25 protein-coding genes, 1 tRNA gene and 1 pseudogene are annotated in these 23,292 nt (G+C 61.8%); 11 read left to right on the top strand and 16 right to left on the bottom strand.

What is annotated here, in order from left to right; genetic code table 11:
- Nucleotides 1–284 precede the first annotated feature (284 nt).
- Nucleotides 285–369: transfer RNA gene (locus AWB68_RS18140), tRNA-Leu, on the top strand.
- Between the two features lie 152 nt (nucleotides 370–521).
- Here AWB68_RS18140 and AWB68_RS49520 read toward each other — a convergent pair.
- The 4 genes from AWB68_RS49520 to AWB68_RS46575 all read right to left on the bottom strand — a co-directional run bounded on the left by AWB68_RS49520 (nucleotide 522) and on the right by AWB68_RS46575 (nucleotide 2,282).
- Nucleotides 522–1,019 (bottom strand): hypothetical protein, encoded by a 498-nt coding sequence (locus AWB68_RS49520; RefSeq protein WP_235028399.1) that lies wholly within the window; start codon nucleotides 1,017–1,019, stop codon nucleotides 522–524.
- 86 nt (nucleotides 1,020–1,105) lie between these two features.
- Nucleotides 1,106–1,513, bottom strand: a complete 408-nt coding sequence (locus tag AWB68_RS18130) for a glycoside hydrolase family 24 protein (RefSeq protein WP_374729583.1) — start codon at nucleotides 1,511–1,513, stop codon at nucleotides 1,106–1,108.
- A complete protein-coding gene (locus AWB68_RS51865) occupies nucleotides 1,473–1,844 on the bottom strand; it encodes a DUF7940 domain-containing protein (RefSeq protein WP_445344359.1) in 372 nt (123 codons plus the stop codon). The genes AWB68_RS18130 and AWB68_RS51865 overlap by 41 nt, the downstream gene beginning before the upstream one ends.
- A gap of 252 nt (nucleotides 1,845–2,096) precedes the next feature.
- Nucleotides 2,097–2,282, bottom strand: a complete 186-nt coding sequence (locus AWB68_RS46575; protein WP_125482965.1) for a hypothetical protein — start codon at nucleotides 2,280–2,282, stop codon at nucleotides 2,097–2,099.
- Between the two features lie 366 nt (nucleotides 2,283–2,648).
- Between AWB68_RS46575 and AWB68_RS18115 the strand changes: the two genes are divergently transcribed.
- Nucleotides 2,649–4,001 carry a class I SAM-dependent methyltransferase gene (locus AWB68_RS18115; protein ID WP_087645724.1) on the top strand — a complete coding sequence of 451 codons (1,353 nt, stop codon included), beginning with the start codon at nucleotides 2,649–2,651 and terminating at the stop codon, nucleotides 3,999–4,001.
- Between the two features lie 233 nt (nucleotides 4,002–4,234).
- On the opposite strand, the gene AWB68_RS51425 is transcribed toward AWB68_RS18115, so the two are convergent.
- The 3 genes and pseudogenes from AWB68_RS51425 to AWB68_RS18105 form a co-directional block, all read right to left on the bottom strand.
- A complete protein-coding gene (locus AWB68_RS51425) occupies nucleotides 4,235–4,372 on the bottom strand; it encodes a tail fiber assembly protein (protein ID WP_125482964.1) in 138 nt (45 codons plus the stop codon).
- Nucleotides 4,373–4,375: 3 nt separating this feature from the next.
- Complete coding sequence (locus AWB68_RS18110) at nucleotides 4,376–4,723, bottom strand: phage terminase small subunit P27 family (RefSeq protein ID WP_235028397.1); 348 nt, start codon at nucleotides 4,721–4,723, stop codon at nucleotides 4,376–4,378.
- A 367-nt stretch (nucleotides 4,724–5,090) separates the two neighbouring features.
- Nucleotides 5,091–5,441, bottom strand: a pseudogene (locus tag AWB68_RS18105) (HNH endonuclease); the annotation flags it as partial.
- 373 nt (nucleotides 5,442–5,814) lie between these two features.
- Here AWB68_RS18105 and AWB68_RS18100 point away from each other — a divergent pair.
- On the top strand, nucleotides 5,815–6,621 hold the full coding sequence (locus AWB68_RS18100) for a hypothetical protein (RefSeq protein ID WP_125482963.1): 807 nt from the start codon (nucleotides 5,815–5,817) through the stop codon (nucleotides 6,619–6,621).
- A gap of 202 nt (nucleotides 6,622–6,823) precedes the next feature.
- Here the strand turns inward: AWB68_RS18100 and AWB68_RS18095 are convergent, their stop codons facing one another.
- Nucleotides 6,824–7,030 (bottom strand): hypothetical protein, encoded by a 207-nt coding sequence (locus AWB68_RS18095; protein WP_087645722.1) that lies wholly within the window; start codon nucleotides 7,028–7,030, stop codon nucleotides 6,824–6,826.
- A 480-nt stretch (nucleotides 7,031–7,510) separates the two neighbouring features.
- Between AWB68_RS18095 and AWB68_RS18090 the strand changes: the two genes are divergently transcribed.
- The 4 genes from AWB68_RS18090 to AWB68_RS18075 all read left to right on the top strand — a co-directional run bounded on the left by AWB68_RS18090 (nucleotide 7,511) and on the right by AWB68_RS18075 (nucleotide 12,874).
- A complete protein-coding gene (locus AWB68_RS18090; RefSeq protein WP_087645721.1) occupies nucleotides 7,511–9,442 on the top strand; it encodes an acyltransferase family protein in 1,932 nt (643 codons plus the stop codon).
- Nucleotides 9,443–9,829: 387 nt separating this feature from the next.
- Complete coding sequence (locus AWB68_RS18085) at nucleotides 9,830–10,906, top strand: glycosyltransferase family 2 protein (RefSeq protein WP_327382795.1); 1,077 nt, start codon at nucleotides 9,830–9,832, stop codon at nucleotides 10,904–10,906.
- The gene (locus AWB68_RS18080; protein ID WP_087645719.1) at nucleotides 10,900–12,177 is read left to right on the top strand and encodes an NDP-hexose 2,3-dehydratase family protein; all 1,278 of its coding nucleotides are present in this window, start codon (nucleotides 10,900–10,902) and stop codon (nucleotides 12,175–12,177) included. Before AWB68_RS18085 ends, AWB68_RS18080 begins: the two co-directional genes overlap by 7 nt.
- Nucleotides 12,178–12,523: 346 nt before the next feature.
- Complete coding sequence (locus AWB68_RS18075) at nucleotides 12,524–12,874, top strand: hypothetical protein (RefSeq protein WP_087645718.1); 351 nt, start codon at nucleotides 12,524–12,526, stop codon at nucleotides 12,872–12,874.
- A 43-nt stretch (nucleotides 12,875–12,917) separates the two neighbouring features.
- Here AWB68_RS18075 and AWB68_RS18070 read toward each other — a convergent pair whose 3' ends face one another.
- Nucleotides 12,918–13,130, bottom strand: a complete 213-nt coding sequence (locus AWB68_RS18070; protein ID WP_087645730.1) for a hypothetical protein — start codon at nucleotides 13,128–13,130, stop codon at nucleotides 12,918–12,920.
- A gap of 208 nt (nucleotides 13,131–13,338) precedes the next feature.
- Between AWB68_RS18070 and AWB68_RS18065 the strand changes: the two genes are divergently transcribed.
- Both AWB68_RS18065 and AWB68_RS18060 read left to right on the top strand, forming a co-directional pair.
- On the top strand, nucleotides 13,339–14,151 hold the full coding sequence (locus AWB68_RS18065) for a phosphodiesterase (RefSeq protein ID WP_087645717.1): 813 nt from the start codon (nucleotides 13,339–13,341) through the stop codon (nucleotides 14,149–14,151).
- A 180-nt stretch (nucleotides 14,152–14,331) separates the two neighbouring features.
- A complete protein-coding gene (locus tag AWB68_RS18060) occupies nucleotides 14,332–15,537 on the top strand; it encodes an MFS transporter (protein ID WP_087645716.1) in 1,206 nt (401 codons plus the stop codon).
- Nucleotides 15,538–16,309: 772 nt separating this feature from the next.
- Here the strand turns inward: AWB68_RS18060 and AWB68_RS18055 are convergent.
- The 5 genes from AWB68_RS18055 to AWB68_RS18035 all read right to left on the bottom strand — a co-directional run bounded on the left by AWB68_RS18055 (nucleotide 16,310) and on the right by AWB68_RS18035 (nucleotide 18,780).
- Nucleotides 16,310–16,735, bottom strand: coding sequence for a response regulator (locus tag AWB68_RS18055; RefSeq protein WP_200828727.1), 426 nt, complete (start codon nucleotides 16,733–16,735; stop codon nucleotides 16,310–16,312).
- A gap of 38 nt (nucleotides 16,736–16,773) precedes the next feature.
- Nucleotides 16,774–17,406 (bottom strand): response regulator, encoded by a 633-nt coding sequence (locus AWB68_RS18050; RefSeq protein ID WP_087645715.1) that lies wholly within the window; start codon nucleotides 17,404–17,406, stop codon nucleotides 16,774–16,776.
- Between the two features lie 97 nt (nucleotides 17,407–17,503).
- Complete coding sequence (locus tag AWB68_RS18045) at nucleotides 17,504–18,079, bottom strand: ferritin-like domain-containing protein (protein WP_087645714.1); 576 nt, start codon at nucleotides 18,077–18,079, stop codon at nucleotides 17,504–17,506.
- 185 nt (nucleotides 18,080–18,264) lie between these two features.
- Nucleotides 18,265–18,426 carry a DUF1328 domain-containing protein gene (locus AWB68_RS18040; RefSeq protein WP_074264073.1) on the bottom strand — a complete coding sequence of 54 codons (162 nt, stop codon included), beginning with the start codon at nucleotides 18,424–18,426 and terminating at the stop codon, nucleotides 18,265–18,267.
- 177 nt (nucleotides 18,427–18,603) lie between these two features.
- Nucleotides 18,604–18,780, bottom strand: a complete 177-nt coding sequence (locus AWB68_RS18035) for a DUF1328 domain-containing protein (protein WP_087645713.1) — start codon at nucleotides 18,778–18,780, stop codon at nucleotides 18,604–18,606.
- 222 nt (nucleotides 18,781–19,002) lie between these two features.
- Between AWB68_RS18035 and AWB68_RS18030 the strand changes: the two genes are divergently transcribed.
- Nucleotides 19,003–20,481, top strand: coding sequence for a sensor histidine kinase (locus tag AWB68_RS18030; RefSeq protein WP_087645712.1), 1,479 nt, complete (start codon nucleotides 19,003–19,005; stop codon nucleotides 20,479–20,481).
- 219 nt (nucleotides 20,482–20,700) lie between these two features.
- Nucleotides 20,701–20,835, top strand: a complete 135-nt coding sequence (locus tag AWB68_RS18025; protein ID WP_087645711.1) for an entericidin A/B family lipoprotein — start codon at nucleotides 20,701–20,703, stop codon at nucleotides 20,833–20,835.
- A gap of 259 nt (nucleotides 20,836–21,094) precedes the next feature.
- On the opposite strand, the gene AWB68_RS18020 is transcribed toward AWB68_RS18025, so the two are convergent.
- The gene (locus AWB68_RS18020; protein ID WP_087645710.1) at nucleotides 21,095–21,877 is read right to left on the bottom strand and encodes a DUF4397 domain-containing protein; all 783 of its coding nucleotides are present in this window, start codon (nucleotides 21,875–21,877) and stop codon (nucleotides 21,095–21,097) included.
- Nucleotides 21,878–22,205: 328 nt separating this feature from the next.
- Nucleotides 22,206–23,159: an EamA family transporter gene (locus AWB68_RS18015; RefSeq protein ID WP_087645709.1), complete on the bottom strand. Its 954-nt coding sequence runs from the start codon at nucleotides 23,157–23,159 to the stop codon at nucleotides 22,206–22,208.
- Between the last annotated feature and the right edge of the window lie 133 nt (nucleotides 23,160–23,292).

Raw genomic sequence — 23,292 nt, 5'->3', positions numbered from 1 at the left:
GTTTCGTTGGAGTCCAAAGACCTCCCGCCGACGTGTGTCAGCGGCTTTGCCCAGTTCTCGTCGGAGCCTGGGCTCTTTTTTGTGGCCAAACGCGGGCGCTGCGCACTCTCGCGCTCGTCGCTTCAAAGACCCTCGAGAGGACTCGGCGGACCTGTCGCCGAAGCACCCGAACACAGCCCCCGAAACGAAACAAACCCCCGCCCCAATTGACCGGCCCGCCGCCCGCAGCACCGTGCCGCGCGATTGGCCCGCCCACGGCGCAATGGTAGAATCGCGTCCGCCCTGCCGGGGTGATGAAATTGGTAAACATAGCGGACTTAAAATCCGCCGCCTCACGGCTTGCCGGTTCAAGTCCGGTCCCCGGCACCATCGATGGCACAAGGGTTTCGGAGAGTTGGGTGACGTCGTCGAGAAACCGCGGTGTGCATTTTTCTGCCAAGGGACCACGCCGCCGCCTTCCGGACAACTCTTCGCGACTGCGAGGTCGCGCGCGAGAATCTCGCTATCCCGCCTCATGCGCGTCACCTCCCGGTCGGCTTCCAGCCACACTGCGCGGCACCAGCGCGGCTATGGGCGAGAATTGCTTTGGCGGTTTCATCGCTGAGGACATCGGTCGAGCTCACGTAGATCGGTTTCGTCCAGTCGCACGCAGTGTCAACGAAGCGGGTCTTGACCTGCACCAATGGCTCCGCGGCCGGCGTCTTCGCCAGGTCGGCTCCATTCGTCGCGCAGCTCGTCAGCAGCGGCGCAAAGGGCATAGCAGCAACGTCATTCTCAACATGGGCTCTCTCCTTCGATGCTTCGGCGCCGGCGCGTGCGGCGGCGGCATTGACGTGTGCTTCACCGTCGCGGACTTCGGCGGTTTGAGTCTTGGCCTGCTCCGTGGCGGCCTGCGCTTCGGCGACCTTCTGCTTTGCCTCCGCGGTGGCCGCCTTCGCGCGCGTATGGCTGATGAACCCCGCGAGCAGGCCGAGCGCGCCGAGCACCCATGGACCGAATTGCATGATCAACGTCAGCATGTCGTGCCTCCGCGAAGGATGTAGGCCGCGCGCAGCGTCTCGATCGTGTGCTGGTACTGGCCGTAGTTGTTGCCGGGTAGGCTCGCCTAGATGTTCGAGCACTTCGTTACAGCGCTTTCGAGCCGGCCGGAGACAATGTCATCGAGCGCGCGGCGCTCGCGGATCTGCTGGATCGCGATCCTGTCCTGCGACATGGGCGAAAAGTCGTGCAGGCCGAGCTGCTTCTTGTAGGCGTCGAAGTAGCGGGCGAGCAGTTGGTAGCGGCCGGCAGCCGTCGACGCGATGCCGAGGCGCGGCAACTGCACCAGGCGCCGCGGATGATCCGCATACCCGATGAACAGCGCGCCACCGACGATCACGTTGTAGCCGTCGTCGCTGTCGGGATCGATCGACGTACCCTTCGAGATGGCGAGCATGTCGAAGAACGCGCAGACGTTCTGCCCGCCTGCGACCTCAGGCGTGATCCGTGCCTTCGCCGCCCACCTTCGGCACACGGCGCACCGACGTGTAGCGGATGGCGATGAACGTCAGGCCGAAGAGCGTGTAGGCGATCCACTGCTGCACGTTCTGTGGGATGACGTCGCGCAGCTCGCGCGGCATACCCTGCCACGCCTGAGAGATGAGCGGGCCCGCGCCGGCAAGCGCGGTGAACGCTGCGCCGGCGATGACCGTGCCGCGCTTGTGGAGCTTTTCCCACCCGTCGGCAAGCTGAGCCGCAGGTTCGTGAACGGAATGAGTTTCAAGATGGCCTCTGAAATGAAAAAACCCGGCGCGAGGCCGGGTCCGTTGAGTTGGATCTGAAGTTGCACTGAAGGGCCTGCACAAAATTGCGCAACCTTGGATCGAACGCTCCTAGGGCCGGCGACCGCCTGCCCAGGGTTGGGGCGGTACGGCCGCAGCGCCTCGCGTCGCGGTGTCCAGTTGCTTTTCGACGGCCTTCGCGGCGCTCGCGGCCTCGTCGACTTTCTTCGCGGTGGCGTCCTGCTTCACTGCGGCCTCGTTAGCCTTCTCCGCCGCAGCCTGCGCCGCCTGCAGGATCTGCTTGCTGCGCGCCGCATTGGTGGTTTTGCTGCCGCTTCAGGTCGCGACGAAGTCGAGCAAGATGCCGTTCTGCTGGCTGAGCAGCGCAACGCGTTTGTCGCGCTCGATATCGCGAGCGCGGATGCCGTGCAACTGGGCTTCGTATTCGCGCGTACGGGACGCGCGCTGCTCCTGCTGAACTTGGGAAACCTTTCGAGGTACGCCGCGCGTTCCGCCTGCCACCGGTCACGCTCGGAAGCCATGCCCCATTGCTCAACGAAGTAGCCAGTCGCGAGCACGCCCGCCACGCCGCCGGCGATGGCAGTGCCGAAGATCCACCAACGCCAATCATTCGCCCTTGACATGACATTCGGCCGCCAACCCTAAAGGTCCCCACGCTGCCGAGGGCAGTCACGATCGACTTCACTCCCTCGTTCCAGAACTCCTGCATCTGGCGTCTCTCCTGTTGCGCCGCGCGGGCATAAAAAAACCGTCGCGAAGGGCGGCTCGTTTTTGAATATCAGTTCCTTGTGATGTATCGTAAAGTCCGGAAAATCAAGTAGGCCGCGAGGTACCTCGGTATCTCTTGAAAAAACGACTGGAGCGCGCATGCAATTCCATTTAGACCAGATCTCATCTGGTTTCATCGCCGGTTGGTGCAAGAAAGACGACCAACCGGTCCGCTTGGGCCTGAGAGTTAACGGCAAGTTGGTCGCTGAAACTACGTCAGACCGCTATCGCAAGGACTTGGAGGAAGCTGGGCTGGGGTCCGGGAAACTCGCTTACGTTTTCTTGTTACGCCGTCCCGGACTTACCGACGGAGACGATGTCGAAATTACGGACGTTGAGGCAGATACCGTACTTCATGCAAGGGTCTTCACGGCCACAAATCGAGAGGCTCTCGACAAGGCTTACGACTTGATAGATGGAATCCCTGCATTGGACGAGCCTTATTGGAGACCGGTTCTTGTCGACACCACAGACGGCCGAGTAAGTCTCGAAGGCGAGCTTTTCATCCCGGCCTCCATCACCGAAGACGTCCATCTGTACAGTAATGGCTTACCTGCCCACACGCTTGCTAAACCAGCGCGCTCGGAAAGTGCCGACCGGTATTGGTTTTTCGACGGCACCGTTTTACAGGCAAGTTATGTCACGGACTTACGCGACGAACGCCAAATCGTTCACGCAGCTCGTTCTTCGTCTCCTCTCGCCGCGACCAAGTTAGCCTTTGGTGTAGTGCCCAGCAAGGCTGACACAGCTATGTTCAAATTCGCAGGGGCGGACCGAGCGCGACGAGTTGCCGGAGGAGACGACACGTTTATGCGCTTTGCGTCCGGTGGCCTGACGACGGCAACTCAGCTTCTGCGAGTCATTGACGACGTTACCAATCTTCCGCAATCGGCTTCAGTCCTGGATTGGGGGTGTGGCGCAGCGCGGGTCCTTCAATTTCTAGCCGCTGAGCGCCCGAACTGGACCTTTTACGGCGCAGACATTGACGAAGTCAATGTTTCATGGTGCCTAGAGAACATTCCGACAGTCGCGGAGTTCCAGAGAATTCCTCTCATGCCGAAGATGGAATACCGCGATGCGTCGTTTGACCTCGTGTATGGTCTGTCGGTGATTACCCACCTCGAGGAAGAAACTAGAAACGCATGGTTGGCGGAGTTGGGCCGGGTCACGAAAACGGGTGGCCTCTGCATTTTGAGCTTCATGTCGCCATTCCACGTGCTGCAAACCGGCATTAACGAATGGTCGCTGCCTTTGATCGATGAAATGTCAAAGCGAGGAATCGCGGATCATCTCAAAGACCATGCGCTCGGGCAGGAACTGAGTTCGTATTACAAGGCGACATACAACACCCTTCAGAACCTAACATCTGCAGTTGAAGAATGGTTCGATGTCGTCTCGTTCCACCCGCGGTCGTTGCTATTCCAAGACGCTGTCGTGCTACGACGTCGCTAGCCTAAAGAACGGAGCCGCGCAGGCTCCCCGCCGCCGACGATTCCGTCGATGTTCCGGTGCTCATCGCCCTTATCAGAGGGCTGTTAAAATAGTGCCAGTGATCAAGTCGGCTGGTCCATTCAGCAACTGATCACTAAAGCCCCACGGTCCGAAAGGACCTTGGGGCTTTCTCAATGGTGCGCACCATCGGTTCCAAGATCAGCCGGCTGCCCGCTCACCATGCCGCCTGGATCTCACGCAGGCGTTGTTGGCCACACAGGAGATTTCTGTGACAGGTCAACTCGGTTGACCGCGATCCGATATTGCTTCCTCTTCTTCAACTCGGCGACGTCTGCAGGGTCCACCTCTTCAACGATGTCGGTCAGTCGCATCGGTCAGTGTCGCAATCTGATTCGTTGCCACCGCGGAGAGCGCGAGAGCGCGTCACGCGTCGCGGTATTCAGCGCTTTAAGGTCGTCGGCGGAAAGCGGCAGTACCGGAGGCGCTGTAAATTTTCCCTCGACGTATGTGTAGCCGATCATCACCGGTGCGTCAGTCGGGACTTGAATAACCGTCGCGGCCGGATTCTTGATCGGCGAACCTTGGGAGCTCAACACCACGAGCCCATTACTATCCAGATCCTCGCAGGCGCGCCGCCAATCGCCGTACGCTGAGCAATACGTCTCCAGCACTTCCAAATCGGTCCACTGGAGCACCTGTTGCGCGCAGAGCAGCGGCGTCACACATCCACATCTCTGCGGCGTAGCCCTTGATCCATTCCGGCGGATCGAGGTTCGTGACCGAGCCAAAATCCGGCTCATCCTTATTCAGCATGCGTTTTCCGGGATTTCCGGCGGCGATTTTCCGCGCCGTCGGCTTGGGTTTTCTGCCGCGGCCGGGGACCGTGGCAACCCCACTCATGGGCCAACTCCTGAATTGTTAATTTCGCGGGTGTGAAAATCCGGCTGGACGGACGGTCCCGAAGCCTATGGCACCAAGCTTTTGACGCCCCCCTGGCCGCCGGGCGCCGCGCTGCCGACCACGACGCGGGCCGCTGTCGGCCTGCCGACGATGCGGCAGTGGCTCGCGATCTGCGTCGGGTTCAGCGGGTCAGCGGGCCTTCGGCTCGCGCGCCGTCTTGTCCTTGTGACAGGCCTTGCAGATCGACTGCAGGTTGCTGTCGTCATCCGTCCCGCCTTGCGCCTTCGGCACAACGTGGTCCACTTCGATAGCGATCGTCACGCGATTGGCGCGACGGCATGGCTGGTACAGTCCGCAGTCGCGCAGCATGATGCGCTCACGACGCTTGACCCATGCGTTGTCGTACCCACGCGCATGGCGATTGCCGCGCACCGCATCAGGCTTCCATTTGATCTCGTCTGCCTTGTGCTTCGAGCAGTAGCTCGACCCGCCCGGCACGAGTGCGCCGCATCCACGATGCTCGCAGGGTCGTTGCGGTCTGGCCGGCGTGTGCGCTCTCTGGTGTGGCTGCTGCGTCTGACTTGTGGTGGAGGCACCGAAGCGATGCAGTGTTGTCGCGCATCCTCGCCACACCAAAGAACGCAAAAAGCCGCTATCTTTCGACTAGCGGGCTTTGGACGCATCTTTCCGGAAAGGAATTCCACAGCGGCTTTTCTGACTTTACAACCATTACGGAACACTGCCTGATAAGCAACCTCGACGATTAAATTTCGATTTGGAGATCCGTGGCGATTGACGACTCGCAAGATCAATTCGCGCACGGGAGTGCAGATGCTGCCGGCCAAACGATAATGTCCGAAAGTGCTACGCTGCTATTCGCTGCAAGAACCCTCAGTCGCGAGGAGGTAATACGATGTCTAGCTTACCGCCCAAGCCTTTCAAGCCGCCGCCAGGTTCCTTCTCATATGGAGCGCCGGCGGCGGCCGCGCGAACACCGACGCCTTCTAGTACGAGCGCGATGGGACTGACGGTTACCACGGTTACAACGCCCGCTCCGGAAGAGCGCAAGCGGTTGCCGCGTAAAGAAATCGTCGGCTTCGACGGCAAAAAGATTAAGGGTTCACTGACCGCCGAGTCGACGGAACTGTGGAACCTGAGTAAGGGTCGTCGTTATGATTCATTCGTCGGCGTGACTTCATTGATTAACGGCCAGTTTCATCTCTATCCGGTGTTCACCCAAATCAAAGGGGATCCGGCCAACTACAAGACGATTTGGCAGGAGAGCGGCGCGCTGAAAACGGTTCCCATCGCCGAGGTGGAGGGCGTGTACGGGAAGAAGGCAATCATCCTTCCGGACATGGAAAGGGCCAGAATGGACGGCTTGGCTCACCAAAGCGCTTGTGTTAAAGCGGGGCTGCGCGAGGAAGAGGTCGTCGGATGGTCGATCAAGGGCAACGCGGCCGTCGGCGGGACCATTCGCTTCGTTTCGGGCCGAAACCTGGACAAGTTTGTGCCCAGAAGTCCAAAGGGTGCTGAAAAGGCCGAAAAGGCAAACAAGGAAAGTCGTGACCTCCCCGAGACATGGGCGCTATGGGTTGCAGAGACCTTGAGTGATGAGCTCAATTTACGGCCGGACACCACCGGAGTTTTCAGCAAGAAGATCAAAATAGAACGAGTCGGGGAGGAAAAGTCGTCGAAGAAAGTGGGTTTCAGAGTGTGATCGGATACAAATTCGGTCCAGATATCAAAGTCTCGCGCTACCTTATGACTCTCGAGTAGATGACGAGAGCGGAGTATCGTGAACAAGCGCCGTTTCGCGGCTGATACACATAGCGGCGATCGGCGAAAGTGTTTTTTCGGGTGCGCCAGACGAAGTATCCAAGCTCGTTGGGCGAAGTCTGTTCGAGATCGCAGCCCGTTGATCAAGTGTTAGTTAGCTGGTCGACGCACAACTGGACTTGTTCGCCGGTCTGATTCTCGACCCGCCGTTCAGCTGCCTCGACCTCGTCTTCCTCGGTCTCCGGCGTTTCGTACTCGCGGCCAGTGTGGCCTGTCGGCCGGCAGAAGTGCGCGAGCTGCTCAGCGTGCGACTGGCGGATTTCCCACAGCGCCGCGAAAAAAATCAGCAAACGCGCGATTGGCGAGAATCAGAATTCGAACGAACGGGTCTTCTGCGTTTGACCGCATGCGGCCGCAATCGGTCAATTGATATAGCAGCTTGAATCGCTGACCAACTGAGCTGAATGCATAGGCAACACAAGGCGCGCCTATCGTGTCGGCCTACCTATCTCATCTTCGCCAACGGAGGAAACCACTGCCTTGTCGGTGACGCCTCTACGCTGGTCGCCGCAAGTGGTAAGTTCTCTCAGCTCCGGTGGGCTTTCGGAAGCCGAATCTCTAAAGTCACGCCATCAAGCGCTTTTCCTCGCACCCGAGTCGCTTCGTTCGCTCTCTGGAATGCGGCTCTGAGGGAGTAGCGGGGTAAGCCCGCCCGAGAAACCGCTAAACTGCCAGGTTTTGTCGCGCGCATGCGGGAATGAGGGCGAACCCCGCAACTACGTTAAAACACACTTAAGTTTGGGCGGCACGAGCCGGCCCGACAGCCAAGTATGGAATTTAGAAAAGACATAAACGGCCTACGCGCGATTGCAGTTATATCAGTCGTTCTCTTCCACTATGGCGTCACGTATTTTGACGGCGGGTATGTCGGCGTCGATGTGTTCTTCGTTATCTCGGGCTTCCTGCTAACGACGATCGCACATACCAGACTTCAAAAGCGTCAATTCTCAGCCGTTCAGTTCCTGTTGAATCGGCTTCGCCGAATATTTCCGGCGCTACTCGTGACGGTGGTTGGGTGCTGGATATGGGCGACGGTGTTCTACCTGCCCGATGATTTCAGCAGACTTGTGCGCAACGGCACGGCGGCGCTCCTGTTCCGCTCGAACTACGCTTTCCTCGGCGACGCGGGCGGATACTTCGCGCCCGACGCGCACTCGAACATTCTTCTGCATACGTGGTCGCTTGCTGTTGAGTCACAGTTCTATCTGGTGTTCGCAATCACTTGCGCGTTGTTCTGGCCAGCGGCCGGGGCGCGGCGGAAGGTAGCGGGACGGCTGCTATTCGGCGTTCTTGCCGTAGCGTCGCTGACATGGTGCGTCGCTCATACACCAGCGCATCAACCGGGCGCCTTCTACCTGCTATGGGGCCGCGCGTGGGAGTTCATGGCTGGTTCGGTGGTGGCGCTCCTCGCGGTCAGGCCGAGTGGTGCCATGGCGAACATCGTGACGCTCGCCGGCGCGACCCTCCTGGGGGCCGCGGTATTCGGTCTTCAAGCGGACAACCCCTATCCCGGCTGGCGGGCGATCCTCCCTGTCGCAGGAACGGCGCTCATCATCTACGCTGGTGAAGGTTTCTTGACGACGATTCTTTCCAGCTGGCCGCTTCAGTTCCTCGGCGCAATTTCCTATTCGGTTTATCTCTGGCACTGGCCGATCCTGCTTGCGTTCCGCGAGCGTGCCGGTGCCGACCCGTCGCCCCTACAGGTGACGCTTCTGATCGCTGCTTCGATCGCGGCTGGATGGATTTCCTACGCATGTATCGAGCAACCAGGACGAAAGCGGCTGCGCAATGTGTCCATCACTGTGTTGCTCGCTGCCGGCGTTGCCTCGGGCTTCGCCTTCGCTGCGGTTCTCAACAAGACAGACGGCCTGCAGAGCAGGTTGCCGCCCTACCTTCGCGCTGCGTCGACGGCAATGAAGAGCGAGGGACCGCGTTCGTATGAGTGTCAAAGAGACGTGGACGGCACTAAGCATTCACCGGGCGATTTCTGCGGTTTGGGCGGCATGGCATCGAGCGCGAGCCCAACGATGATGCTGTGGGGCGACTCGTTCTCCAACATGGTGCAGCCGGTTGTAGACGGCGTCTCGGCTGAGACGCATGTTCCCGGCATAGTTGCTACGCTCGGTGGGTGTCCTCCGTTCAGGGGAAAGGTATTTCCGGGTTCCGGGGCAGAAGTTTTTCCGGGGTGTGAGCGATACGCGAATTTCGCCTTTGACCATTTCAACCGTACCCCTTCGATCAAGCTCGTGGTGGTGGCCGGCGACTGGCAAAGATATGAGCCGACCTACGAAGGGAACGTGCTGAAGAATATCGCCACCGTCCTTGCGGGGCGAGGTGGGAAGATGGTGCTCGTTACAGCGGTGCCGAATCCTCGGGGCGATTTGCCGCGCGTGTGGGCGCGCATGCAGGTTGCGGCCGGTCACGAGATACCGGACATGACCATTCCCCGATCGGAGCAGGCGGATATCGTTGAACGGGGCAAACAGATTGCCGCCATCGCCAGGCAGGTTGGCAATGTAACGCTGGTCGACCCTTTCGATGCGCTTTGCGATCAGCAGACGTGCTTTACGGTCAAGGACGGAGTTGGGCTATACAAGGACACCGACCATCTGACACAAGACGGCGTGAGGCTGTTAGCTCCGCGTCTATCGTCAGCGATACGACAGGCTCTAGTAGACATCGGCGCGATTGAGAAGCCCTGAGCCAGTGCTTCGAGGAATGGCAGCACCAGTAAAGGCTCCAAAGGGGCCTTTACTGGTTGTCGGACGGAATGACGTCCCAGCTTGGGCAAGCATCCTGGTCCAGCGTCTCACAATTGGTTTCAGTGTCCGGAATCAAGATACTCTGCCGTCGCTTGTGGGTCGAGTGCAGAAATTCGCGTGGTCGCCCCGCCGATGCAACATCGACCTGAGGCAGCGCGGCCCGATTGCATCACGATGAAGTCCTGGTGAATCCACAACCCGGGGATTAACGTCGCCCCGCGAGGCAACACGACCGACCATCCTACTTGGCGCTTTAAACAAGACGGTCTGCGGGGATTCACCGGGCGGTTCCGCTACAATCGCCCCATTCTCCTGAATTTAAAAGTATTGAAGCGCTCGTCAATTCGGTTCGCCCGGCTCAAACGCCGCGGGTGCGACGCATTTCGAGGTCGACCTTTGCATTTCTTCTCTCGCCGTCCGGCGGTCTCTGTTGTCATGGCCGCCTACAATCACCAGCCATTCGTGGCGTCGGCGGTTTCAACGGTTCTTGATCAGACGTTCGGGGATCTGGAACTGATCGTGGTCGATGATGGCTCGAGCGACGGCACGCCGGACGTCGTGGCTTCCATCAATGACTCGCGCATAAGGCTTATACGACTGCCCGCCAATCGGGCCGTGCATCCGCGCAATCTGGCCTTGACCCATGCACGCGGACGCTATATTGCATTCCAAAATTCGGACGACGAGTGGCAGCCGACAAAACTAGCGTTGCAAGTTCGCGCAATGGAAGGAACTTCGACTTTATCGGCATGCTTCACAGCCGGGGAGCTTATTGACGAAGCCGGGCAACCCGCGACTGGAACGTGGGCCGATGGACTGTTCACCACCGAGGAACGGTTGCAGGCCGGTTGGCTCAGGCACTTTTTTGATATTGGCAATTGTCTTCTCCTGCCGTCCGCCGTCGTGCGGCGTGCTCAGCTTGTCGCAATTGGCGGGTTTAGGGCAAGCCTCGTCCAACTCGGCGACTTCGACCTTTGGATTCGTTTGGCGGCACTCGGTCAATTCCGACTGCTGCCAGAGGCTCTGACCCGTATGCGGGTCGTGGCCAATGCTAATCTCAGCGCCCCCAATCCATGCACCATGAGACGCTCTCAGCTGGAGCACGCGGTCGTTTTGGAGCGCTATCTGGAAAAGCCGCTTCTCGCCATGTTCGACAAAATTTTTGGCGACGTTTCCAAAGCCAGTTCCACTGGCGGTCGAAAGATCGCGCTTGCTCAACGAGCGCTCGGGCGCGGAAGCGCAGGGGCGTCGTTTGCGGATCGCGCGATTGCCGGGGTGCTCGAAGATCCACTTGAGCGGGCCGATGCCGTTGCCGAGCACGGCACTGGATTTATCCACGAATTCCTGGCGCGCCGAGGCGACCCGGCTTTCGTACAGCAAGACAGCGGACATCGCGAATGCTGAAGGACGGTGCCCTGCTGACCTCCGTCGAAGCCGTGCAGAACTGGGTCGAGGATATCCGGGTCGCCGACCGCACGCGGGTCGTGCCCGGCTCTCTTGCAAGGTCCTCGGCATGGGCATTGACCGACGGACGCATCCGGCATGCTTCCGGGCGCTTTTTCAATGTCGTGGGGCTGGAATGGGCGCATGACGGCGTGTTGCAACGTCAGCCCTTTATTGAACAACGCGAGATCGGAACACTTGGCTTCATCGCGCGTCCGCGCGGTGACACCCTGGATCTGCTTGTACACGCCAAGGCAGAGCCGGGCAATGTCGGCATCGTCCAGCTGGCACCAACCTGCCAGGCGACGGCCAGCAACCGGGACCGGGTGCATGGTGGCGATTTACCCCCCTTTTCCGGCTATTTCGATGATGTGGCTGGCGACGTTCTATGCGACACGCTGCAAAGCGAACAGGGTAGCCGCTTCTTGGGCAAGCTCAATCGGAACATCTTCGTCGTCGATGACGTTGATGTCGGTGACCCCCTGCATCGCTGGATTTCGCTCGAACTCTTCAAGGAACTTCTTTCAGTCGATTTCCTGGTCAATACAGACGCGCGATCCGTTCTTTGCTGTTTGGATTGGCGCACACTGCCGACGCACGGAGGCGCTGGTCGGGGTGATTTTAGTCGGGCTGTCCGGCAGTCCCTCGATAGCGAGGCGAGGCCGCTGATCCTTCAGGAAGCAGACGCCCGGCTCGACAGTGTGAAGCAAGGAGCGCCCACGACGGAGCGCCGACCCGTGGAGCATCTGGACGGATGGGCCTTTGACGCAAACGATTCTGTGACCATGACCAATGGCAAGCTTGCGCTGCGCCATGTTCGGGTCCATTGTGCAACGCGCGAGACGCCCGAATGGGATCAGCCGACGCTCCATACGCTGGAGGAGCAGGTTGTCGAACTGTTGTGCCGGAGCCGGGACGGAATCCTTGAGTTCGGGTTCTGTCCGCGTTGGGAAGCGGGCCTCGTCAAGGGAGCAGAACTAGGGCCAACCTTTTTTCGTCGACCGACCGAGCCGGCAACGTCGGGTCTCATTCAGGCGCGCGTGCGCCAGTCGGATGAAGGCGGCAGGTTCTATCGCACGACGAATGACTACCGGATCGTCGAGATCACGGCGCCCGCAGACGACGACCCGTTCTTATGGTTACGGTTATCCGAGGTGCAGGCAGCGATGCACGCGGGCATTTTCAACAACGAGGGCCGAAGTGCCCTGTCGGTTATCCTTTCGCACCTTTAGCATGTTCGACGCGACTCCCCCGGGGCACGCATAGGGGGTGTGCATTTTTCTGCCACCGAACCGAACAGTATCCATGCAGCCCGCAAACTCTTGATCTGTCGTAAAATGCCCACCCGATAACTGTTTTTATTCACAGTGGATCAGGACTTAAAATCCGCCGCCTCACGGCTTGCCGGTTCAAGTCCGGTCCCCGGCACCATAGACGACCGAAGCCCGGCGAGTCCTGAATTGCGGCGTCAAGCCGGCCGCGCCGCTCTCACCACTTCCGCCACTTCTCTTTCCCGCTCAACGCGCGGGCTCCATCCGACAAGAGACCCGAATGTCGACTCGCCTCCCGACTCGCTCCATGCTGATCGCCATTGCCGCTTCGCTCGTCGTCGGGGTCTCCGGCTGCACGACCGCGTTCCAGAACGCCCGGCAGTGCAAGCAGCAGATGGTGGCGACGTATCCCCAGTCGGGCCCGGCATTGAGCTTCGAGCGCACCGCTGTCGCCAACCGCGGATCGCGCGTCGTTGTCGAAGCGACCTATCGGGTGCCGAACACGGGCCCGCTGAAGACCATCGTCAAGCCGAGGACGGCCCCTGCGCCCGCCGCGGTGGAATGCGTCTTCGATGGTGAGCGGATGACCGGGTTCCAGTGGCTCGCGCCGCCGAAGATGGTGAGCACGACGGCGCCGAAGGATCAGGACGCCGAGTAAAGGCTGCGCCCTGGGCACGCGGTATCGCACCGCGCCCCACGAATCAAACGGCCCTGAGCAGCCGCTCGGCATCCCGGACGGCATCGAACAGGGCTTCGATCGCCGTGTCCCGGTCGAGCACGCAGACATGTTCGATATTGAACGGCAACGCTTCGACGTCGATGAACCGCACCGTGCCTTCGAAGCAGGCTCGGCCACGGCCCGTGCGGACAGAAGCGATGTAGTTCGGGGTAATGTAAAGCGCAACGGGTGTCACGGTGACCTCCTGAATCGGCGACTTCATCGTGCGGAAAGTGTAGGCAGGCGCCCCGTGCGCGAGTACCCCCTATCCGCGGGAAGCGCCTACCCCCGATTCGTGGATGCGCCATCGGTCGCGGGCCAGATGTAATCGTGGCGCACGCGCCTCCGGCTTACCGCGATTTGGGTAAGCTTGCAGCTACGCCCGCCAATCCGGAGACCTCGCCATGCTGCTCGCGCAAATCAGTGACCTGCATATCCTGGCGCCCGGCTCGCTCGCCTATGGCCGGATCGATACCGCTCACTATCTCTCGCGCTGTGTCGACGCGCTCAACCGGCTCGACCGGCGTCCGGATGCCGTGCTCGTCACCGGCGACCTGGTCGACAACGGGCATCCCGACGCCTACCGCCATCTGCGCGCGCTGCTCGCGCCACTCGACGCGCCCTGGTACCTGATGGTCGGCAATCACGACGACCGCGCCGCCCTTCGCGGCGTCTTCGACGATCGCCCCGAATTGTCCGCGTGCGGCGAGTTCGTGCAGTACGCGTTCGATGCCGGGAATCTGCGCGTGATCGCCCTCGACACGCTGAGCCCGGGCAACGATGGCGGCAACCTGTGCGCGACGCGCCTTGCATGGCTCGCGGAACAACTCGACGCTGCGCGCTCCATGCCGGTCGTGATCGCGCTGCATCATCCGCCGTTCGTGAGCGGCATTCGCTTCATGGACGACATCCGGCTCGATCCCGCCGACGGCGCGCGCCTCGAAGCGCTCGTGCGCCAGCATCCGAACGTGGAGCGCGTGATCTGCGGGCATGTGCACCGGGCGATCGTCGCGCGCTTCGGCGGCACGATCGCGTGGAGCGCGCCATCGACCGCGCATCAGGTCGCGCTCGAACTCCGCGAAGACGGCCCCGCAGCGTACGTGATGGAACCGCCCGGCTTCGCGCTACATCTCTACACGGCCGAGAGCGGTCTGGTCACGCATGACGTGAGCGTCGACCAGGGCGGAGGCCCGCAAGGCTTCGACGAGCAGGAGTAGCGCGTCTCCAGTATGATCGGCGGCTTGGCGTGGGCCGTGACGCCTAGCCGTTGACCATCGGCGGCTCGCCCCCTCCAGCCGCTCGCCCTTGGCCGCTTTCTTGTTTCACCGATCCACAACACTCGCGACGCCGCGCGCCTCCCGAAGCCCGACGCATCGCGACGCGAAACGCACACAGTCATGTCATCAATCCCGCCGACACCCGGACAGCATCCGCATTACTCGCGCGCCACGCTGTGGCTGCTCGCCACCATCGCGGGCGTCTCAGTCGCGAACATCTACTTCAATCAGCCGCTCCTCGACGACTTCCGCGCGTCGTTTCCCGACAGTGCGTGGCTAATCGGCGCCGTGCCCGCGGCGACGCAACTCGGCTATGCGTTCGGCATGTTCTTTCTCGCGCCGCTCGGCGACCGCTTCGACCGTCGGCTTCTGATCCTGATGCAGCTCGCCGCGCTTGGGGCCGCGCTCGTCGCGGCGGCGGCCGCCCCGACGCTTGTGGTGCTGATCGCGGCGAGCCTCGCGATCGGCGTCGTCGCGACGATCGCGCAGCAGGCCGTGCCGTTCTCGGCGGAACTCGCACCTGCCGCGCAACGCGGACACGCCGTCGGCACGGTGATGAGCGGTCTGTTGCTCGGCATCCTGCTCGCGCGCACGGTGTCGGGCTTCGTCGCCGAATATTTCGGCTGGCGAGCGGTATTCGGGGCGTCCGTCGTGGCGACGATCCTGCTTGCCGTCGTCGTCATCATGCGCTTGCCGAAGAGCCGGCCGACCTCGACGCTGCCCTACGGCAAGCTGCTCGTATCGATGTGGCATCTCGCGCTCGAGAACCCGGGCCTGCGCGAAGCGTCGCTCACCGGCGGCGCGATGTTCGCGGCGTTCAGCATCTTCTGGTCGGTGCTTACGCTGCTGCTTGCGGGCGAACCGTTTCACCTGGGACCGCAGGCGGCGGGGTTGTTCGGCATCGTCGGCGCGGCGGGCGCGCTTGCGGCGCCGCTTGCCGGCAAGTCAGCCGACCGTCGCGGACCGCGCGCCGTGATCTCGCTTTCGATCGCGCTCGTCGCCGTCGCGTTCGTGGTGTTTGCGTTCTCCGGACGCAGCATCGCGGGGCTGGTGATCGGCGTGATCGTGCTCGATGTCGGCGTGCAGGCCGCGCAGATTTCGAACCAGACGCGCATCTACGCGCTCGCGCCCGAAGCGCGAAGCCGGGTGAACACGGTCTATATGGTTGCGTATTTCATCGGCGGAGCGCTGGGGTCGGTGGTGGCGTCGCTTGCGTGGCACGCGTTCGGGTGGACGGGGGTTTGTCTTGCGGGGCTGGCCGCGGTGGGGCTGGCTGCGATCAGCCACCGGCGGGGGCGCGTCGGGGCGGCGACGCAAGTGGGGTGAGGTTATCGCTGGCGCTCGGGATGGGGGTGGGTGTTGTCTACACCGTTGGATGCGCTTGGGCTTCTGTGGAACTTGTTTTGTTTTTGGTTTATTTGCTCTGCCCCTGTCCGGGGCGGGACTCACTTTCTTTGCTGCTGCAAAGAAAGTAAGCAAAGAAAGCAGCTTCCCAACGCAAATCCTTGCCATGCGCCGCTAGCCCGTTCCCTCGGAGTGGTCCAACCGGGGGAGTGTCGTTAGCGGGGTTTCATCGTTGTTGGCATGTAGAAGAGGCGCGCACGTCGCACCCCCATACGGAGTGGATCAGCAGTCATTCATCCGTCTTGGCACTTCGTGCCCGACGACAGGTCTGCTAGCGGTGAATTGAAGCATGCAGCAAGCACGAACGTAGGATGGTGATGTCGCGATGGGTTTCGGTTTCAATTTAGCCTGACGGGTGAGCGCGTAGCGCGAGGCTGGATGGATGACTGCTGGTCCACTTCGTATAGCGGTGCAACGCCCGTACCTCTTCTACATGCCAACAACGGGGAAACCTCGCTAACGACACTCCCCCGGTTGGACCACTCCGACATAACGGGCTGGCGGCGACTGGCAAGGATTGGCGTTGTGAAGCTGCTTTCTTTGCTTACTTTCTTTGCAGCAGCAAAGAAAGTGAGTCCCGCCCCGGACAGGGGCAGAGCAAATAAACCAAAAACAAAACAAGTTCCATGGGAGCACAAGCGCATCAAACGGTGTAACCCCAACACCTAACCCCCGAAGCGCCAGCGCCCCTCCCCTAAACCCGCTCCCGCGCGTAATCATGCAGCGCATCAATAACGCGATCAAACTCCAGCGACTTGTCGAAGAAATGCCGCACGCCATACTGCAGGCAACGCTCCCGATACGCGGGCAGCGCATGATTCGTCAGCACAGCGGCAAACGACGAGTCAACAAGCCCCTTCTCCTGCAAGTAAGCAAGCACCTCAATGCCCGACCCGCGCTTCAATTGCAGATCGACAATCACGGCGTCAAACGTTTCCGCCGCGAGCAGCGCAATCGCGTCCCCCGGCGAATCGGCAAACGCCGTCACCCGCAACTGCCCGGAAGCATCGATCGCCTCGACAAGGCTGCGCCGGATCAACGGCGAGTCCTCGATCAGAAGCACCCGCAGCGGCCGCTTGGCGGTGTCGGAGCGTGCATCGTCGATCGTCTGGTTGCCCACGGCGGGCGCCTCCTGTTGGCCTTCCCGTACCTGACCCGCTACTCGATCAACCCGTTCTTGATCGCGTAATACGTGAGATCGGCGTTGTTCGACAGGCGCATTTTTTCGAGCACGCGCGCCCGATACGTGCTGATCGTCTTCACCGACAAATGCAGTTCCTCGGCGATCTCCGTCGGAATCCGGCCGCCAGCCAACTTGCAGAAAATCTGGAACTCGCGCTCGGAAAGCGTCTCGTGCGGCCGCTCGGACGCCGGTCGTTCAAGCTTGTCGGCAAGCGCATCGGCGACGAACTCCGACAAGTACCGGTGCCCGCGCGCCACCGTGCGGATCGCGCGCACGATCTCGTCGGGCGCGGCGTCCTTGTTCAAGTAACCGTTGGCGCCGGCGCGCAGCAGGTTGACCGCGTACTGGCTCTCCGGAAAGCCCGACAGCATCAGCACGCCCTGCTCCGGCCGGATCTGCTTGATCACGCGCAATGTATCGATGCCGTTCTTGTCGGGCATCGCGATGTCGAGCAAGACGACGTCGAAGGCGCCAGCTCGCACGAGCGCGATCGTTTCGTCGCCGGTCGCGGCCTCCGCCGCGACCTCCATGTCGGGCTCGTCGGCGACGACTTGCCTGAACCCGCTCCGGACGATCGCGTGATCATCCGCTATCAACACTCGAATCATCTGCGCCTTCCCGCGCTCAAGGGCTCTTCATCTTCACACTGATACGGCACACGGCACACGGCACGCGACGCCCCGCGCGCCGCGCAAGACCGCCACATCATCCGTTGCGGCCGGCGAGCAGGTCGGCCATGTCGTCGGCGTGTTCCTCTTCGACCGCGAGGATTTCCTCGAACAGGCGCCGGGTCGTGACGTCCTTGTCGCCGAGATAGCGAATGATCTCGCGATAGGTGTCGATGGCGATCCGCTCGGCGATCAGGTTTTCGCGAATCATGTCGATCAGGTCCGCGCCCTCCTTGTACTCCGAATGCGAGCGCGACTTCAGGCTGTCGGGCGCGAAGTTCGGCTCGCCGCCGAGCTGGACGATGCGCTCGGCGATCGTGTCGGCGTGTTCCTGTTCTTCCGTCGCGTGCTGCGCGAATTCGGCCGCGACGCCTTCCGAGTGAATGCCCTTCGCCATGAAATAGTGGCGCTTGTAGCGCAGCACGCAGACGATTTCGGTCGCCAGCGAGTCATTCAGCAGCTTCAGCACGACCTCGCGATCGGCGCCGTAGCCGGCGGTGACGGAACCGTCGTCCATATGCTGGCGCGCATCGGTGCGGATTTTCTCGACATCCAGGACGAACGGGTCCTTCGAATGGACCGGCTCGGCTTTTGCAGCAGACGATTTCGACATTGATTTGCTCCTGGGGAAAGGGTTGGCAGAGGCGCTAATCGTGTGCGGGGCCGCGTCTCGCGCCGCCCCGCGTTCAATCGCCGCCACTTGAGCACGGAACGTGCCCGCTCCTGCACGTGTTCAACGGCAAGAGCCGCGGCCTGTCCGATGTTGCGCGGCGCGCGGCGTTCTGTCCATGCGTGGCGTCAGGTCCTGAAGACGCCGAGCAGCAGCGTGACCACGAACACCACGAGAAAAATATAAAACAGGATCTTCGCAATTTCAGCCGCGCCCGCGGCGATGCCGGTGAATCCGAACACGGCCGCGATGATCGCGATGATGAAGAAAACGACGGCGTAGTGAAGCATGGCGGCTCTCCTTGCTTGATGGGTGGCTCCGGAGCCAGCTCGACCGATGACGGCAGCGGGTCCGGCCTGCGCGAGCGCCCGGCCGGACGCCATTGCCGGTGTTACGGCCAGGCCACGATCCCGATGGCTCGAAAAGAAGGAAACTTCAAACTTCGTGTGCAGCGACGCAGCGCGTCGCTAATCGACTATTTTTTTCGTGACGACGAATCCCAGCACGAGGAACACCACGCACAGGATCAGGAACAGCACGAACAGGAACTTCGCGATACTCGCGGCGCCCGCCGCGATGCCGGTAAAACCGAGAAGCCCGGCGATCACGGCCACGATCGCGAAAAACAATGCCCATCTCAACATGATCGTTCCCCGGTAAAGGTCTGGACTGGTTAGACGATGTTAGTGGGCGCCACGAGACAAAACACTCGGGCTGGCTCCTTTTTTGCTGTGGGAATCGACTGACACGCGCTTTCAATGTCGCTTTCAGCGTCCTTCGGGCTTCCGGAGGCCGCTGGCATAGGGCGACGCGGGCGGGAAGCGCGTGCATTCGAGACCAGCATCGAGCGAATCACGACTACAACCATGACCAAGGCATTACCCGTCTCCGCGGATCGCGAGGCGTCCCCATCGGTGAAACGCACCGGACGCGCGTCCCGCATCAACGATTTCATGCGCCGCTGGAGCTGGGCCGTCGCGATGACGGTCGCGATCGTCATCACGGTCGGCGGGCTCGTGATCCTGGAGTCGGGGCGAATGCGCATCGCCGCCGAATACGAAGTCGCGCTCGACGCCAAGGGCGCGACCACGCAACTCACCGCTCTCGCCGCCGACATCGCCACGCTCTCCGCCGACGAACGCGCCTACGTGCTCGCGCCGGACGCCATGCGCGGCGCTTACGCCGGGCATTTCAGGCAGAGCGCGGCGCGGATTCGTCGGACGGTCGCCTCGCTCGATGGCTACTACCACCGCAAGGCCGACGACACCGCGCTCGCCAGCTTCGCGCAGGTGAGTGGCGCGGTCGATGCGCGCATCGCGTCGGGTGAAGCGACGCTGTCCGGTCCCGGCGCGCCCGATACGGTCCGCGCGCGCACGTTGACGCCGCCCGACGGCGCCGACATCCTCGACAGCACGCTCGCGCTGCTGCGACTGAACGAGGAACGGCGCGCGCAGCACGCGCTCGATGCGAGCCGCGCCGACCAGCGCATCTCGACGTTCTGCGTCGGCGCGTTGTGCGCGCTGAACATCGTGCTGTTCCTGCTTTTGTTCCGCAATCTCGGCATCCAGCTCGACAAGCAGGATCGTGTGCAGAAGAAGCTGATCACGCAGCAGGAAGAACTCGACCGGCTTGTCTTCGAGCGCACGCGCCAGCTCGAAGCGCTCGCGTGGCACCTGCAATCGGTCAGCGAAAACGAGAAGACCGAACTCGCGCGCGAGCTTCATGACGAGCTCGGCTCGATCCTGACCGCGAGCAAGATGGATGTCGCGTGGGTCAACGGCAGGCTCAGGCAAAGCGAGCCCGCGATGGCCGAGAAGCTGGCCCGCGCGCTCGCGAACCTCGATCAGGGCATTGCCCTCAAGCGCCGGATCATCGAGGACATGCGTCCGACGGTGCTCGCCAACTTCGGGCTCGTCACCGCGTTGCGCACGCTCGCCGACGAGGCCGCCCAGCGCAACGGCTGGACGCTCGAACTCGCGCTGCCGGAGAACGACGTGAAGCTCGGCGGCGACATCGAGATCGCGCTCTTTCGCGTTGCGCAGGAGTCGCTCACCAACGCGGCGAAGTACGCCCGCGCCGCGAGCATGTCGATTGCGCTCACGCTCGATGACGAAAGCGTGTCGCTGCAACTCGCCGATGACGGCGTCGGCATTAGGCCGCAGGATCTGCAGCGCACCCACACGCACGGCCTGCTCGGGATGCGCCAGCGCGTCAGTGCGCGCGGCGGGCGCATCGAGATCGAGCGGCGCGTGCCGCACGGCACGCGCATCCGCGCGACGATGCCGCGCGAGCGCAGCGCCGATGCGAACGATGCCCCGCTCGATGCGACGTTCCCGATCGTGTAGGACGCCGCCGACATCGATTGCGGAGCCAGCCGACACGAAAAACACGGGCGCACCTACAGCCTCGCCACGACGCTTTTTTTATGATGGTTCAGACCGGTGGTCGATCGAGGCCGTTGGGGCCGATCCAACCCAACACCCGAGCGCGTTGCGCCGGGCTGGTCCAAACACGATGCGCGAACCCGATTCCACTCACGCATTTCAACTTCTAGGGGAATATTCATGACTCGACTCATCGCTTTGCTGCTGCTCGCTGGCACGACTGCGCTCGCGGCCTGCAACACCGTTTCCGGCGCCGGCCAGGACATCTCGAAGGGTGGTCAGGCCATCTCGAATTCGGCCGAGGAACACAAGTAAGAAGCAGAACGCCGATATCGCCCGCGCGAATTGATTCGTGGGGCTTCGGCGTTTCAGCGCTTCCTTCGCAACATAAGCCGCAAGTTCCCTGTCGGCCCGTCGCTCACGCGATGGGCTTTTTTTTTTGCGAGCGCTGCCGCCCCAAGCGTCAAGTTGTGTTCAATCGGAGGATAAAAAAACGGCGGGCATCGCCTGAACGAAGCCCGCCGCCCTTCCATGGAATCGCGGGCTATACCACCCGCGTCCCGCCTTGTTTTGCTTACTGCGTGTCCGGCAATTCGATGGCTGGCGTCTGCGTGTTGCCGCCCTGCGCGACGAGCAAGCGGATCTTGTTCGGCACCACCTGCGAAAGCGCACTGCCCGCGGGGAGCGTCGTGACGAGCCAGTCCGCGTTATTGCCGAGATTGAATGACGCCGACGTGTACACCGCCGTCTTCGATCCCGGCAGCGTCGCGATCAACTGATACGTCCCGCCCGACAAGTAGATGGAATCCTGCGTCGTTGCCGGCACGGCGTTCTTGAACGCGACGCCTGCCATCGTCGGGCTGACGGTGTTGATGTTGGTCCCTGGCGCGACGAGGTAGAGGTCGAGATTCTGCGCGTTCGCCGACGCATTGAAGCCGCGCACGCGCGCGCTGTTCGAGAGCAGGCCCTTGTCGAAGGGATCGTCGATGACCGCGATCGACGGGAGGAAGCCCGCGTCCGGCAGCGCGATCACGGTGTACTCATGGCCCTTCGCCGCGTTGTTGATGCTCGAGTCGGAGGCGAGTTGAGCCGTCGTGTTGACGGCCGCGTAGGAGAAGGTCTGCGCACCGGTGTTGATGGTCGCGAAGTTCGTGACGGTCTTGTATCCGAGGTTCGCCTGCAGGATCTTGCCGTTGTTATAGAAGTCGACGTTCGGCCCACTCGGGATTGCGTGGATGAAATGGACTTCGGGCGGCGTGAGGCCGAGTTCCTTGCCGACATCGTCGGAGCCTCCGCCGCAAGCGGAAAGAATCGACGCGACGCTGACGAGCGCTGCCACGGTGCGGATGAGCTTCATGGTTCCACCTTTTTTATCGATTGAACATTAGTCGTTGTTCGAGGCTGCCTGGCGTTCTTGTGGAACGCGCCAATGTGCGCGACTTTCGATCGGCATGTTGATGGCGAGGCTCGTTTGTGTCCCCGTGGGGCCGTTTGACGGATGCGTCGTCGTGCGGCGCCTTATGGGTGTTCTGCGTTTAGCAACTGACGTGCCGCTGGGAGGGCGAGCGCTATCGCGTCGACGAGGAGAGTTCGGCCGCACCTGGGCCTGGGAATGTTTAGAAGGATTGCTCGAAGGGAAGGATGCGTGCGCCGGGAATCGCTTCGGAGCGCAACTCTTACACACCCTAGACCAAGCCCTTACGCCGGTAATCAAACCAGAACGACAACCCGACGCTGATCAAAATGATCACCGTCGCAATGACGGTCCACCGCGTCACGACTTCGCCGAGTAAAAGCGCGCCGAGCGCCACCGCCACGACCGGATTCACGTACATGCAACTGCTGGCGATGATCGGACTGGTATGCCGGATCAGATAGCCATAAGCGACATAGGCCGCCATCGTCCCGACCAGCATCAGATAAAGAAACGACGCCGCCGGCACCAGCCCGATGCTCTCGATGCGTTCGCCCGAGAGCCACGCGACCGCCGTCGAGATCGAACCGCCAAGTCCGATTTGCAGCGCCGTCGAAACGAACAAGTCGGAAGGCAGCTTGAGCCGCCCGGCAAGATGCGCGCCGCCGGCCCAGAAAATCGCGCCGCACAGAATCGCGAGACTGCCAGCCGTCGAACCCGACGACGTATCGCCATGATTCAAGAGCCCGATGCCCACCAGCCCGAGCGCCACCGCGACCCACTCGCCCCTGGCGATCTTGCGCCCGGCGAGCGCGGCGATGATCGTCGCGAACAGCGGCACCGTCGCGACCATCACGGCGGCCGTGCCGGTTTCGACGGTGCGCATGCCGAACGCCAGCATCCCGCTCGACAACCCGACGAGCAACGTGCCGACGATCGCCGCATTGCGAATCTCGGCGCCGGTCGGCCAGATCGGCTTCTTGCGCGCCGCGAAAACAAACAGCCCCATACCGGCGAAAAGATTACGCAACCCCGACAGCATCAGCGGCGGAAACGACGCGAGCGACAAATGCACGGCCATGTACGTCGAACCCCAGACGACATAGACGACAGCGAGCGCGAGCGCGACGCGGCCCTTCTGCGTCTGCGGCAGGCGGAACGGAAAGCGGTCGGGAATATTGAACGGAAGGCTGGACGGCAACTTCGGCGGCTGTGGAGCGGACATCCATTACTCCGCTGCGGCCAGAAACGCGGGAACGCCGTCGGAACGGAGACTCAACGAACCCCGGCAACGCAGAGACCGGCGCGTTGCGGCAAAACGGGCAAGACAGGACAACATGACGGAGCGCAGAAGAGGG

It is taken from the genome of Caballeronia choica (assembly GCF_001544535.1).
GTDB classification, from domain to species: Bacteria; Pseudomonadota; Gammaproteobacteria; order Burkholderiales; family Burkholderiaceae; genus Caballeronia; species Caballeronia choica.
Note: the sequence above shows the minus strand (reverse complement) of the source record. Positions and strands in the feature narration are given on the sequence as shown.